The sequence below is a fragment of the Aeromonas sp. Y289-2 genome (genome assembly GCF_027705925.1).
Classification (GTDB): domain Bacteria; phylum Pseudomonadota; class Gammaproteobacteria; order Enterobacterales; family Aeromonadaceae; genus Aeromonas; species Aeromonas veronii.
On the sequence record NZ_JAPDCH010000013.1, the window covers coordinates 114,739 to 127,064 of the forward strand.

12 protein-coding genes are annotated in these 12,326 nt (G+C 62.2%); 2 read left to right on the plus strand and 10 right to left on the minus strand.

The window, feature by feature from the left end; all coding sequences use genetic code 11:
- Positions 1-20: 20 nt before the first annotated feature.
- The 3 genes from ybfE to OKC43_RS17455 are packed head-to-tail and all read right to left on the minus strand — an operon-like array spanning position 21 to position 1,397.
- Complete coding sequence (gene ybfE / locus OKC43_RS17445) at positions 21-317, minus strand: LexA regulated protein (protein WP_005334297.1); 297 nt, start codon at positions 315-317, stop codon at positions 21-23.
- 20 nt (positions 318-337) lie between these two features.
- Positions 338-559, minus strand: coding sequence for a DUF2788 domain-containing protein (locus tag OKC43_RS17450; RefSeq protein ID WP_005334296.1), 222 nt, complete (start codon positions 557-559; stop codon positions 338-340).
- Between the two features lie 55 nt (positions 560-614).
- On the minus strand, positions 615-1,397 hold the full coding sequence (locus OKC43_RS17455) for an alpha/beta fold hydrolase (protein ID WP_082034827.1): 783 nt from the start codon (positions 1,395-1,397) through the stop codon (positions 615-617).
- Between the two features lie 274 nt (positions 1,398-1,671).
- Between OKC43_RS17455 and seqA the strand changes: the two genes are divergently transcribed.
- Both seqA and pgm read left to right on the plus strand, forming a co-directional pair.
- A complete protein-coding gene (gene seqA / locus OKC43_RS17460) occupies positions 1,672-2,181 on the plus strand; it encodes a replication initiation negative regulator SeqA (RefSeq protein WP_042657095.1) in 510 nt (169 codons plus the stop codon).
- Positions 2,182-2,239: 58 nt separating this feature from the next.
- Entirely contained in the window at positions 2,240-3,889 is a 1,650-nt protein-coding gene (gene pgm, locus OKC43_RS17465; protein WP_042657096.1) for a phosphoglucomutase (alpha-D-glucose-1,6-bisphosphate-dependent), read from the plus strand.
- Between the two features lie 102 nt (positions 3,890-3,991).
- On the opposite strand, the gene mltB is transcribed toward pgm, so the two are convergent.
- The 7 genes from mltB to OKC43_RS17500 form a co-directional block, all read right to left on the minus strand.
- The gene (gene mltB / locus OKC43_RS17470; RefSeq protein WP_270657339.1) at positions 3,992-5,074 is read right to left on the minus strand and encodes a lytic murein transglycosylase B; all 1,083 of its coding nucleotides are present in this window, start codon (positions 5,072-5,074) and stop codon (positions 3,992-3,994) included.
- Positions 5,075-5,206: 132 nt separating this feature from the next.
- Positions 5,207-5,821: a CDP-alcohol phosphatidyltransferase family protein gene (locus OKC43_RS17475; RefSeq protein WP_042657097.1), complete on the minus strand. Its 615-nt coding sequence runs from the start codon at positions 5,819-5,821 to the stop codon at positions 5,207-5,209.
- A gap of 14 nt (positions 5,822-5,835) precedes the next feature.
- Positions 5,836-6,486 (minus strand): ATP-binding cassette domain-containing protein, encoded by a 651-nt coding sequence (locus tag OKC43_RS17480; protein ID WP_270657347.1) that lies wholly within the window; start codon positions 6,484-6,486, stop codon positions 5,836-5,838.
- 23 nt (positions 6,487-6,509) lie between these two features.
- Complete coding sequence (locus OKC43_RS17485; RefSeq protein WP_270660482.1) at positions 6,510-8,144, minus strand: ABC transporter permease; 1,635 nt, start codon at positions 8,142-8,144, stop codon at positions 6,510-6,512.
- Between the two features lie 74 nt (positions 8,145-8,218).
- Positions 8,219-9,442: an ABC transporter substrate-binding protein gene (locus tag OKC43_RS17490; RefSeq protein WP_232099215.1), complete on the minus strand. Its 1,224-nt coding sequence runs from the start codon at positions 9,440-9,442 to the stop codon at positions 8,219-8,221.
- Positions 9,443-9,459: 17 nt separating this feature from the next.
- On the minus strand, positions 9,460-11,613 hold the full coding sequence (locus OKC43_RS17495; protein WP_270657342.1) for an FAD-dependent oxidoreductase: 2,154 nt from the start codon (positions 11,611-11,613) through the stop codon (positions 9,460-9,462).
- A complete protein-coding gene (locus OKC43_RS17500; RefSeq protein WP_021231092.1) occupies positions 11,613-12,194 on the minus strand; it encodes a carboxymuconolactone decarboxylase family protein in 582 nt (193 codons plus the stop codon). The genes OKC43_RS17495 and OKC43_RS17500 overlap by 1 nt, the downstream gene beginning before the upstream one ends.
- Between the last annotated feature and the right edge of the window lie 132 nt (positions 12,195-12,326).

Genomic DNA, 12,326 nt, shown 5'->3' on the forward strand with positions numbered 1-12,326 from the left:
TTGGTGTTAATGCTCAACGCTCAGACTGCAATGTCCACCGCAAAGGCGGACTCAATCTGTTGTTTCAGGATAGATTGGATCAGCTCGGCTCGGCTGATGTTCTGTTGTAACGCAAGTTGGTTCAGGCGCTCCAGCAACTCGGCCTCCACCTTTAACTCTACCCGCTTCAGCCCATTTTCCCGATCGCGCTTAAGCTGGTTACGCTTGTTGATCTTGAGCTGGGTCTCGCGGGGGAGTGGATTGGTCTTTGGCCTGCCGGGGCGCTTCTCATTTGCGAACAGATCCAGTGTTGTTCGATCAGTTTGCTGTTTGGCCATACATCACAGATGAAAATAAGTTAGCCGAGTCCTGAGCCTTCCCAGCCCAGTTCGATCAGCCCCTTGGCGACAAAACCCGCACAACCCAGAAACAGTACCAACCAGACGATAAAACGACCGAAACGGGGCACGTTGCCGCGCTTGAGCACGTCCTGAATGGCCAGGCCAATCAATATGAAAATGGCCACAAAGAATAACTTGAGGCCCAAACTTTCGATCAGGTCGATATGTTCACTTAGCATGGATTGCGCACACTCCTTATGACGGGCGCACTATATCACAAAGGATTTGAAACTGTTAACCGCCTGTCGACAGGAAATCCACAACCAATTTGTTGAACAGAGCCGGTTTTTCCGCATGCAGCCAGTGGCCGGTACCCGCGATGACACGCACCTTTGCCGCCGGGAATTGGGCCAGTGCCGCCTCGCTGTATTGCGGCTGCATATAGTCAGAATCCCCCCCCTTGATAAAGAGCACCGGCCCCTCGAAGCGGCGATCATCCTCTGGCCAGCCCATGATGTCGGCGTAGTTTTGCTCAAGCGCCGGCACATTGAAGCGCCAACCCCAGCCATGCTCGCCTCTGGCGAAGGATTTGAGCAGGAACTGGCGTACCCCGGCGATCTCGATATGTTCGGCCAACATGGCTTCCGCTTCGCTGCGGCTTTGCGGCGGCGTGTGCAGTGTGGCGTTGAGTCCGGCGAACACATTCTGGTGGCGGGAGTGGGGATAGGCGACCGGTGCCATATCGGCGACGACTAGACGGCTTACACGTGCTGGCGCCAGCTTGGCGACCTGCATCGCCACTTTGCCCCCCATCGAGTGGCCAATCAGGGTGGCGTCGGCAATATTCAGCCGATCCATCAGGGTCAGAATATCGGCCGCCTGCGCCGGATAGCTCATCTCGCTGCCATGAAAGGAGGCGCCGTGGTTACGCAGATCGACGCTGATAACCCGGTATTGCTCGCAGAGAGCACGGGCCAGCAGGCCGAGGTTATCGAGGCTGCCAAACAGGCCGTGGATCAGAATGACCGCCGGGCCCTGACCCTGCTCCTTGAAGTTCAATATGCTGTTTTGTTGCAAAATGACACCTTGTCGGTCGTGGGTGCGTATCGCTGTTTTATTTAACGCACTGGAAAGAAAAGGATTTCGTCCAACGGATAGGAAATTCATGTGGTTTTTTTTCTAAAAAATCCCGTCCGGATCGGCTATCAGTGCGGCTGATCACACACTTGGCCCGCTATTATGCCGTATTCTCGATGAGATTCATGTACATCTGCCAGCCCCTTGCTTGGGCTGTCGGGTTTGCCTATGTATAATCGCCGCATCCGAATTTCGACGAGTCCAGCGCATCCCTATGAAAACCATCGAGCTTGATGACGATCTCTACTTCTATATCGCCAGCCAGACCCGGCACATTGGTGAGAGTGCCTCCGATATCCTGCGCCGTCTGCTGGAACAGCCTGCTCACGAACGTGTGCCGGTTGCCGAGCCCGTTGCCGTCGTGCAGCCCAGTGCGGTAGCCACCCGGCAAGGGCTGCAAGCCCTGCTCGATTCCGGTGAGCTGCAAAAAGAAGAGAAGTCCATCAACCGCTTCATGCAGGTGCTCAGTACCCTCTACCGGGACGATCCGGTCGGGTTTACCCAGGCCACCGAAATCAAGGGACGCAAGCGCGTCTATTTCTCACGGGATCCCGAGGCTCTGCGTGCCAGTGGTAGCACCACCAAGCCCAAGCCGGTACCGGACACCCCGTTCTGGGTGATCACCAACACCAACACCAGCCGCAAGCAGAATATGGTGGCCCAGCTGATGGCCAGCATGGGCTATGGCGAAGAGGTGATCGCGCAGGTGTGTGGCGCCATTTAACGGTTTATCAAGACTCAGGCCTTGCCCGGCAAGGCCGCCATTACGCAAGGAAAACGCCATGGCTCAGCATTCCCACGCCGGTCAGCCGGCTCGTTTAAGCGACCTGACCAACATCCCCCGTCTGGTCAGTGCCTACTACCTCAACAAGCCGGACATGAGCCGCCCCGAGCAGCGGGTTGCCTTCGGTACCTCCGGCCACCGTGGCAGTGCCTTGCACAACGCCTTTACCGAATCCCATATTCTGGCGGTGACCCAAGCGCTGGTGGAATATCGCCGGCAGGCCGGTATCACTGGCCCGCTGTTTGTCGGCATGGATACCCATGCCCTGTCCGAATCCGCCTTTGCCAGCGCAGTCGAAGTGCTGGCGGCCAACGGCGTTGAAACTCGCATTCAAGCCGGTATGGGCTTTACCCCGACCCCGGTCATCTCTCACGCCATCCTGCGCCACAATGCAGGCAAACCGGCTGCGCGCGCTGACGGGGTGGTGATCACCCCGTCCCACAACCCGCCGGAAGATGGTGGCTTCAAGTACAACCCGCCTCACGGTGGCCCCGCCGAAGGAGAGATCACCAAGTGGGTGGAGGACCGTGCCAACGCCATTCTGGAAGCGGGTCTGGCCGGTGTGAAACGGATGCCGTTCGCCGAAGCGCTCAAGAGCCCGTTCGTGGTCGAGCACGACTATGTCACCCCTTATGTGGATGATCTGAAGAACGTGCTGGACATGGATGCCATCAAGAACGCTGGCATCAAGATCGGTGTCGATCCGCTGGGTGGCTCCGGCGTCGCCTATTGGGACGTTATCGCCAAGACCTATGGCCTGAATATCGAGGTGGTGAACTACAAGGTCGACCCGACCTTCTCCTTCATGACCCTGGATAAAGACGGCAAGATCCGGATGGACTGCTCCAGCCCGTTCGCCATGGCGAGCCTGATTGCCCTCAAAGACAAGTTCGACATCGCCCTTGGCAATGACCCTGACTATGACCGTCACGGCATCGTTACCAAGTCCGGCCTGATGAACCCGAACCACTATCTGGCGGTGGCAATCCAGTATCTGTTTACCCATCGCACCGGCTGGGCTGCCGATGCGGCTGTCGGCAAGACGCTGGTCTCCTCTTCGATGATCGACCGGGTTGCCGGCGAGATTGGCCGCACCCTGAAAGAGGTGCCGGTCGGCTTCAAGTGGTTCGTGGATGGCCTCTATAGCGGCGAGTTCGGCTTTGGCGGCGAAGAGAGCGCGGGCGCCTCCTTCCTGCGCAAAGACGGCACCGTCTGGACCACCGACAAGGATGGCTTCATTCTGGCGCTGCTGGCGGCCGAAATTCTGGCGGTTACCGGCAAGGATCCGCAGGCCCACTACGACGCACTGGAAACCAAGTTTGGCCGCTCCAGCTATCGCCGTATCGACGCCCCGGCCAACAGCGCCCAGAAAGCGGTGCTCTCCAAGCTGGATCCGGCACTGGTCGAAGCCTCTACCCTGGCCGGTGAGCCCATTATCGCCAAGCTGACCAAGGCGCCGGGCAACGATGCAGCCATCGGTGGCCTGAAGGTGGTGACCGAGAACGGCTGGTTCGCGGCGCGCCCCTCCGGCACCGAGTCCATCTACAAGATCTACATGGAGAGCTTCAAGGGCGAGGCGCACCTGGATCTGATCCAGCAAGAAGCCCAGCAGATCGTCTCTGCGGCGCTGGCCAAGGCAGGCGTCTAAATCAGGTAGTCATCCTTGAGCCCCTGATGGGGTTGAACGTTGGATATAAAAAAGGAGCCATAATGGCTCCTTTTTAATTGTCTGTTTTATACCAGCGAGTTGTCAGCGTGCCGCCTTCACCGCCAGACCCAGCTGCCACACCGCCATGGCGTAGTGGGTGCTGTGGTTGTAGCGGGTGATGGTGTAGAAGTTGGGCAGGCCGTACCAGTATTGGTAGCCGGTGCCCACATCGAGGCGCAGCAGGCTCGACTCGCTGTGATTGCCCAAGCTGCTGGTGGGGGTGAGCCCTGCGCGGCGCAGAGTGGCGACCGGGTAGCGGGTCTGGAAGCCATGCTCGTAGCCGGGCAGTTGGCCCTGACCGCGCACCGCCACCGGTTGCCCTTTCTCCCAGCCGTGGGCCTTGAAGTAGTTGGCAACGCTGCCGATGGCATCCACCGGATCCCACAAATTGGTGTGGCCGTTGCCGTCAAAGTCCACCGCATAGCGCTGGAAGCTGGAGGGCATGAACTGGCCATAGCCCATGGCCCCGGCGTAGGAGCCCTTGGGTTCTGCAGGATCCATCCCTTCATCGCGGGTCATCACCAGGAAGGCTTCCAGCTCGCTGGTGAAGAACTCGGCGCGGCGCGGATAATCAAACGCCAGGGTGGCCAGCGCATCCAGAATGCGGGTCTTGCCCATCACCCGGCCCCAGCGGGTCTCCACCCCGATAATGCCGACGATGATCTCCGGCGGTACCCCGTAGATCTGCTCCGCCCGGTTCAGCTCGCTTGCGTATTCACGCCAGAAGTTGACGCCGTTTTGCACGTTATCCGGGGTGATGAACTTGGCGCGATAGCGGTTCCAGGCGCCGGTCGGGCCGGTGGGCTTGGCGGTGGTCGGCGCCTGGGCATCCATCAGGCGGATGATCCAGTCGTAGCGCTCTGCCTGTGCCAGCAGCTGATGCAACTGGGCGTTGTCGAAGCCATGCTGCTCGACCATCTTCTGGACGAATCTGTCCACATTGGGGCGATTGGCGAAATCCCCCTTGCTAACCCCTTGTGTGTAAACGGGTTTGCTCGATGGCGCCTGATTGATAAAGGCACTGTTGGGTTGAGGCTTGACCACGGGCTTGGGGGCCGGGGCGCTGCTGCAGCCACCGAGCAGGGGGAATAACGACAGAGTGAGAAGAGAGGCAAGGCGACGCATAGGGTTCTCAAAGAGACTGACAAAAGTGTCGTCATGGTAAAACATTGTCATCCCCGTGCAAGTGTTCCGTGCGCCTCGTTGGCCACCAATTCATCGTGCGATAGATTAGCCCTTAGGTGAGGGCTGAACTGTTTAGCGCGGTGGGTGACGCAGGGTGTGGTAACCGCTCCAGAGCCGGGTCAGGGTGGTGATGGCGCAGAGCAGCGCAAAGCCGTAGGCGAGCGGGGCGAAGGCGGCGGGCCACAGACACATCAGCACAAAGAGAGCTATGGTCTCGCTCCCCTCGGTGAGGCCGCCCAGATAGTAGAGGGACTTGTGGTGGTAGACCGGATTGTCGATCCCCCGCTTGCCCGCCATGATGGCAAACGCCAGAAAGCTCGACCCTGTGCCCATAAAGGCAAACAGCAGGGTGGCGGCGGGCAGTGCATTGGCGGGGGCGGCGAGGGCAAAGCCTAGTACCACGGCGGCGTAGAAAATAAAGTCGAGCGTGATGTCGAGAAAGCCGCCGCAGTCGGTGATGCCGGTTTCCCGCGCCACTGCGCCATCGAGCCCGTCCAGCAAGCGGTTGAGCAGGATCGCCGCGAGCGCCCATTGATAGCAACCAAAGGCCAGCAGCGGCAGCGCCAGCATGCCAATAGCAAAGCCGGTGAGGCTCACCTGATTGGCGCTGATCCCGGCGCGGCAGAGCGGCTTGGCAAGCTGGCTGAGGGGGCTGCGGATCACGGGGATCAGGTGGCGGTCAAACAAGGTGAACTCCTCGGTCAAAAACAGGATTCGGTGAGGTGAAGTATGGTGCCCGGCGCGTCGTCTTCGTCGTGGGTTACCAGAATGGCGGGAATGGCCAGCGCTTTGATCTGCGCGAACACCAGCTGGCGAAAGGCGGCCCGCAGCGGCTTGTCGAGGCGGGAGAAGGGCTCGTCCAGCAGCAGGGCGTCGGGTTCCGCTAACAGCGCCCGCAGCAGGCTGACCCGCGCCCGCTGACCCCCCGATAGCAGTTGCGGCAGCTTGTCAGCCTGATCCGCCAGCGCGATCCGTGCCAATGCGGCCAGTGCCTTTTCCCGCCGCGCGCGTTTTCCCTTGATGGTCGCCGGCATGCCGAACATCAGGTTCTCCGCCACCGTCAGATGGTCAAACAGCAAGTCATTCTGAAACAGCATGCCGATGCGCCGCGCTTGCGCAGGCAAGGTGTTGAGTGGCCGCTCGCCGAGCCTTACCTCCCCCTCCAGCCGGATTGGGCCGCTCCCCGTCAGCGCGCTCGGCAGTACCCCGGCGAGCCCCGCCAGCAGGGAGCTTTTACCACAGCCGCTGGGCCCCATCAGGGTCAACACCTCGCCGGGTGCCACCTGCAGGGCGGGCAGCGAGAGCAACAGGCTTTCCTCCAGATAGAGCCGAAGAGGCGTGGTGCTCAGCACATGGCTATTTCCATCATGAGAGTTCATCGTGAGCCGCCCCCCTTGAGCGCCGGATTGATCCGCGCCGGCAGCCAGAGCGCCAGCAGATAGATAACGAGCGGCAGCAGCAGTTGCAGCAGGCCGTAGAGCCCCGCCAGCCGCCGGTTGAGGCCACTGCCGATGGCCACCGCTTCGGTGGTGATGGTGACCACTCTGCCTGCGCCAAACAGCAGGGTCGGCAGATACTGGGCCAGGCTTACCGCCGCCCCGACACCGAAGGCAAATAGCAGAGGGCGGGCCAGTAGCGGTGCTTTGACCTGCCACCAGGCTCGCCACGGTGTTGCTCCCAGCAGCAGGGCGCTTTGGGTGATCCGCGGATCGAACTGACGATAGGGGCCGTGCAGGCACAAATAGACATAGGGAAAGACAAACAGCAGCTGGCTCCAGAGCACCCAGCTCCAGCCAATGGCGCTGCTTATCGAGTCATGTGCAAGCCAGTCCAGCCCGAGCCGGATGCCAAACAGCAGGCTGGCCTGCGGCAGCAACAGCGGCAGGCAGACAAGCCAAAGTGGCCAGCGGCGGCGCCCGGCTTGCACCTCCAGACTACACACCGCCATCACCAGCGCCAGCAAGCCACTCGCCAGTGCCAACAGCGCACTGGTTGCCAGCAGCGGCAGCAGGGTTGGCAGCAGATCCAGCCAGTAGTGACCGCTCCACTGACTGGGCAAGAGGGCGGGAAAGGGCCAGCGGCGCGCCAGCGACCAGAGCAGCAGGGCCGCCAGCACCGCCAGATTGAGGGTGATCAGGGTGAATGAAAAGCATGCTGCGAGCCGGTTGGCAAAGGAGTGAGGCATCGCCCGTTTGCCATCGAGCCAGCAGCCTTTGCCCACTTCTTGATGAAACCACTCCAGTAATCTGAGCAGGGCGATCAGCAGCGCCGTGATGGCGAGCAGCAGCAGGGCGCCGCTGGCGGTGGCACCGCGCCAGAGCAGATCCGGGTCCTGATACCAGAGCCACAACCGCACCGCCAGCGGGGCGGGGGCATCGGGCCCGAGCAGCTGGGCGAGATCCACCACCGCCACACCATAGGCTGCCACCGCATAGATGGGCAGGTGCAGGGCGGGCCAGAGCGCTGGCAGCAGCAGGCGCCACCAGATCTGGGGGGGGCTGAAGCCGAGGCTCGCCCCCAGCCACTGCTGGCGCGCCAGCGGGATGGGTTGCTGCGCGGCCATCGCCATCAGCAGCAGAAAGGGGGTCTCTTTGAACACGAGCAGTGTAATCAGCCCGAGTCCTAGAGGGTCGCGAATAGTCTGCCAATCGGGGGGCAGTTCAAATCCGGTAAGGGCTGGCGAGACGAGCCGCAGCAGCCAGCCGGAGGGGGCGAGCAGAAAGGTAAAACCGATGCCAAAGGCGACGTGGGGCATGGCCAGCATCGGCGAGAGCAGGCGGCGGAGCAGGCCGAAAGCCCGGCTGTCGCTGTGGGCCAGCAGCAGGGCGGTCAACAGCAGGCTACCGAGGGTCGAGGCGGCGCCAATCCACAGGCTCAGCGCAGCGGAGTGCCACAGGCCAGGCTGGGCCAACAGCAAGGCAAGATGAGAGGCGGTCATCCCCTCCGCCAGCAGTTGCCATAGCCCCGCCAGCAGGGGAATGACGAAGATCACCAGATAAACAACGCCCATACCCATCCCGCGGTGGCGGATCAGCAACCTGCGCCATGGTCGGGAGCGGGCAAGCGGGTGACCAGCGGCACTCATCAGTGGCCGTAACGCCCGGCCCAGGCCGCTTCCAGTTTGAGCTGCCAGCTGGGATGGGGCTCTGACACTGATTTGAAGCGCAATGCCGGTTGCCCCTTTGTGGAGTCAGGCTGGGCATCGGCCCGCAGCACGCTGGGATCACCCCAGAATGCCGGATTGGCCTTGCGCGCCTGCGCTGCCGGGCTCAGCAGGAAGTTGGCCACCACCTTGGCCCCGGCGCGGGCACTGGCGTTGAAGGGGATAGCGAGAAAATGGCTGTTGGTGAGCGCCCCTTTCTCCATGGCAACCGCCTCCACACTGGGGGGCAGGGCGCCAATCTGGGCGGCGCTTTGCGCCTCCTGCGGGTTGAAGCTGATGGCCATGGCCAGTTCGCCATCATCGAGCAGTTGGCGGGTTTCGGCGGCGCTGGTGGGGAACAGCTTGCCCTTGCGCCAGAGTGCCGGATGCAGCTCATCGAGCCAGGCCCAGAGCGGGGCGGTGAGCTTGGTAAAGTCGCTCTCGGTCGCTTCCCGATAGAGGGGGGCGGGGTTTGGCGTCAACTCCAGCAAGATCTGCTTGAGAAAGCTGGAGCCATGGAACTGGGGCGGCTTGGGATAGGTGAAACGGCCGGGATGGGCCTTGGCCCACGCAAGCAGGGCTGCAGCCGAGGTGGGCGGGCTGGCGACCTCTTCGGTGTCGACCATCAGATTGAGCTGGCCGATGCCCCAGGGGGCTTCCAGCCCTTCCACCGGCAGGGTGAAGTCCTCACTCACCGGCAGGCTGCTGTCTACCAGCGCCATGTTGGGCAGCTCAGTGGTAAAGGGCGCGCCAAGCAGCCCCTGCTCCTTGAGCGCCTTGAAGTTCTCACCGTTGACCCACAGCAGATCGATGGGGCCGCCAGCTTGCTTACCCGCCTGCTTGTTGGCCAGCAGCTGGCTGACGCTCTGGGCGATGTCATCTACCTTCACCTGCACCAGCTTGACCTGATAGTCGCGCGCCAGCTCCTGCCCGGCCCACACCAGATAGGCGTTGATCTCCGGGCTGCCGCCCCAGGCGTTGAAGTAGACGGTCTGCCCTTTCGCCTCCTCAAGGGTCTGTTGCCAGCCGTCGTCTGGATTGGCCGCCAACAGCGGGCCACTGGCCAGCAGTGGCAGGGCGCACAGCAGGGCGTTGAGCCGCTGTTTAAGCCGAGAGTTCTGGCGTGATCTGAGGTGTGAGCCGAGCAGTGAGAATGGCTTGAGCATAAACGTTTCCCTGATTGTCAGGCGCCACGGCGCCAGCGGTGATAACGGGCCAGCAACGCCAGCACCCGGGTGGGCTGGTGGGCCCGTTTCCATTCACCTGCCACGTATTTGTTTCCCTCCATCAGGGTGGGATAGGCGTGAATGGTGCCGAGGATCTTGCCAAGGCCGAGGCGGTGACGCATGGCGAGCACGAACTCGGCAATCCGCTCACCGGCGTGAGTGCCCACTATGGTGGCGCCAAGGATAGTATCCTTGCCCGGCACGGTCAGCACCTCGACAAAACCGTGGCGCTCACCATCGGCAATGGCGCGATCCAGCTCGGCCAGCTCGAAGCGGGTCGCCTCGAAGGGAATCCCCTGCGCCTCTGCCTCCTTGCGATTGAGGCCGACCCGGGCAATCTCCGGAGTGGTGTAGGTGGCCGCCGGAATGACCCGATAGTCGGCCCGAAAGCGCTTGAACTGGCCAAATAGGGCATTGACCGCCGCATACCAGGCCTGATGGGCGGCGAAGTGGGTGAACTGGTAAGGGCCCGCTACGTCTCCCACTGCCAGTATGCTGGGGAAGTTGGTGGCAAGAAAGCCATCGACCGCTATGGTGCCGCGGGGGGCAAACTCGACTCCCAACGCTTCGAGCCCGAAGCCGCTCACATTGGCGACCCGACCCAGTGCCAGCAGCAGTTGATCCCCTTCAATCACCTGCGTCTCATCGCCCCGGCGCAGTTGCAGCCGGATGGGCAGATCCCCCTCGGCTGCGGGCAGGTAGTCGGCTCGCTCGGCGCGCCAGCCGGTGAGTAGCCGCACGCCATCGCGGCTCATCTGCCCGGCCAGCGCGTCGGCCACTTCCCTATCTTCGCGGGGCAGCAGCTGCTCCGAGAGCTCCACCAAGGTCACGGGAATGCCGAGCTGGGCGAAGCTTTGGGCCAGCTCGCAGCCGATGGGGCCGCCGCCCAGCACCAGCAGGCGGCGCGGCGGGGTGCGCAGTTGCCAGAGGCTATCCGAGGTGAGGTAAGGCACCTGATCCAGCCCCGGCAGCTTGGGCACCAGCGGCCGGGCGCCGGTGGCAATAACGATATGGCGGCTGGCAAGGCGCTGGCCATTCACTTCCACCTCCCAGGGGGAGACCAGCCGCGCCTCCCCTTCGATGCACTCCACCCCAAGCCCCTGATAGCGCTTGATGGAATCGTGGGGCTCGACCGCCTTGATAACCTCAGCCACCCGCTCCATCACAGCGGCAAAATCGGCGCGGGAGTGGCTTGGGCTAAAGCCCAGCTCGTCGGCCTTGCGCTGCTCTGCGGCAAAGCGGGCGCAGCGGATCAATGCCTTGGAGGGGACGCAGCCGCTGTTGAGGCAATCGCCCCCCATCTTGTGTTTCTCGATGAGCGCCACCTTGGCCTTCACCGCTGCGGCGATATAGCTGGTGACCAGTCCACCGGCCCCGGCACCTATCACCAGCAGGTTGTAGTCATAGCGAGCGGGTTTGCGGTAGGTGGCGAGCAGGCGCCGCTGGGCGAGGTGTGCGGTCAATTTCTTGACCAGCCAGGGCATCAGCCCCAGCAGGGTCAGCGCCATCATCAGGCCGGGAGAGAGGATATTGCCGGTGCTGGTTAACTGGCCAAGCTCGCTGCCCGCCAGCACATAGACGAAGGTGCCGGGCAGCATGCCAAGCTGGCTCACCCAGTAGTAGGTGCTGACTCTGATGGGGGTGAGCCCCATCAGCAGATTGACCAGAAAGAAGGGGAATACGGGGATGAGGCGCAGGCTGAGCAGATAGAAGGCACCCTCCTTCGCCATGCCGGAGTGAAAGGTGGTCAGCTTGTCACCAAAGCGGGCCGTGACCCAGTCGCGCAGCAGAAAGCGGGCGCTGAGAAAGGCCAGGGTCGCGCCGATGGAGCTGGCAAAGGAGACCAGCAGCAGCCCCCAGGCGACGCCGAACACCGCGCTGCCACCCAGGGTGAGCAGGCTGGCACCGGGCAGGGAGAGGGCTGTGCTCAGCACATAGATAAGCACGAACAGCAGGCTGGCCGAGACAAAGTGGCTGTCGACCCATTGCGCCAGTGCCGCCTGCTGGGCCTGCAAGGCGCCCAGAGTGAGGTAACGGCCAAGATCGAGGGTAAAAAAGGTGCCGATGAGGCCCCCCATCACCAGCGCAAGCAGCAGGCGGGTCCGGTTCATCAGGCGTCCTTGCTGTCTGGCTGGGCGGGGCGTTCCGGTTGCACCGGTAGTTGGCAGAAGCCCTGCGGCGCGATATCGAGGGCGGCGTTGAACTTGGCCGACATGTTCTGGAAGGCGATAAGGCCGGTCAGCTCAACCATGGCGTCGTCGTCGAACCAGGGCTTGAGGCGGGCCGCCTGTTCATCGCTAACCCCATCCAGCCCGGTCATCGCTTCGGTGTAGTCGAGCACTGCTTTCTCCCGTTCATCGAACAGCGGGCTTTCGCGCCAGTTGGCCAGCGCCTCCACCTTCTCGCTGGAGCCGGCTCTCTTTACCAGGGTCATGGCATTGATGTCGACGCAAAAACGACACCAGTTGAGCTGGGAGACCCGCACCGTCACCAGCGAGCGCAGCACGGGGTCGATGGGGGATCGCTTGCGGTTGATGACCCCGTAGAGGGTAGCGACGGCGGCAAACAGGCGCGGCGAGCGGCCCCAGCATTTGCCCGGAATAAGCACCTGACCATAGTTGCGCTTTTGCAGCCAGAAAAAGGGGCGGATAAACCAGGCATATTCCCGGTCGGGTTTGACCTCAACGCGCATCAGTTACCTTCTTGTTGTTTCACACTTACCCAAAAGCACCGTAAAGCCCCGTCATTCATGGCGGGGATATAAGGTGTGAATGGCGTAGCCGTTCCATGGTTAATGAGGTGTTTGCTGTTGCTCGATGTACTG

Coding starts and splice junctions, on each gene's coding strand:
- OKC43_RS17485 (WP_270660482.1), bottom strand. CDS start 8,144: ATGGGCGTTGTTTATCTGGTGATCTTCGTCATTCCCCTGCTGGCGGGG.
- pgm (WP_042657096.1), top strand. CDS start 2,240: ATGGCTCAGCATTCCCACGCCGGTCAGCCGGCTCGTTTAAGCGACCTG.
- seqA (WP_042657095.1), top strand. CDS start 1,672: ATGAAAACCATCGAGCTTGATGACGATCTCTACTTCTATATCGCCAGC.
- OKC43_RS17450 (WP_005334296.1), bottom strand. CDS start 559: ATGCTAAGTGAACATATCGACCTGATCGAAAGTTTGGGCCTCAAGTTA.
- OKC43_RS17495 (WP_270657342.1), bottom strand. CDS start 11,613: ATGAACCGGACCCGCCTGCTGCTTGCGCTGGTGATGGGGGGCCTCATC.
- ybfE (WP_005334297.1), bottom strand. CDS start 317: ATGGCCAAACAGCAAACTGATCGAACAACACTGGATCTGTTCGCAAAT.
- mltB (WP_270657339.1), bottom strand. CDS start 5,074: ATGCGTCGCCTTGCCTCTCTTCTCACTCTGTCGTTATTCCCCCTGCTC.
- OKC43_RS17500 (WP_021231092.1), bottom strand. CDS start 12,194: ATGCGCGTTGAGGTCAAACCCGACCGGGAATATGCCTGGTTTATCCGC.
- OKC43_RS17490 (WP_232099215.1), bottom strand. CDS start 9,442: ATGCTCAAGCCATTCTCACTGCTCGGCTCACACCTCAGATCACGCCAG.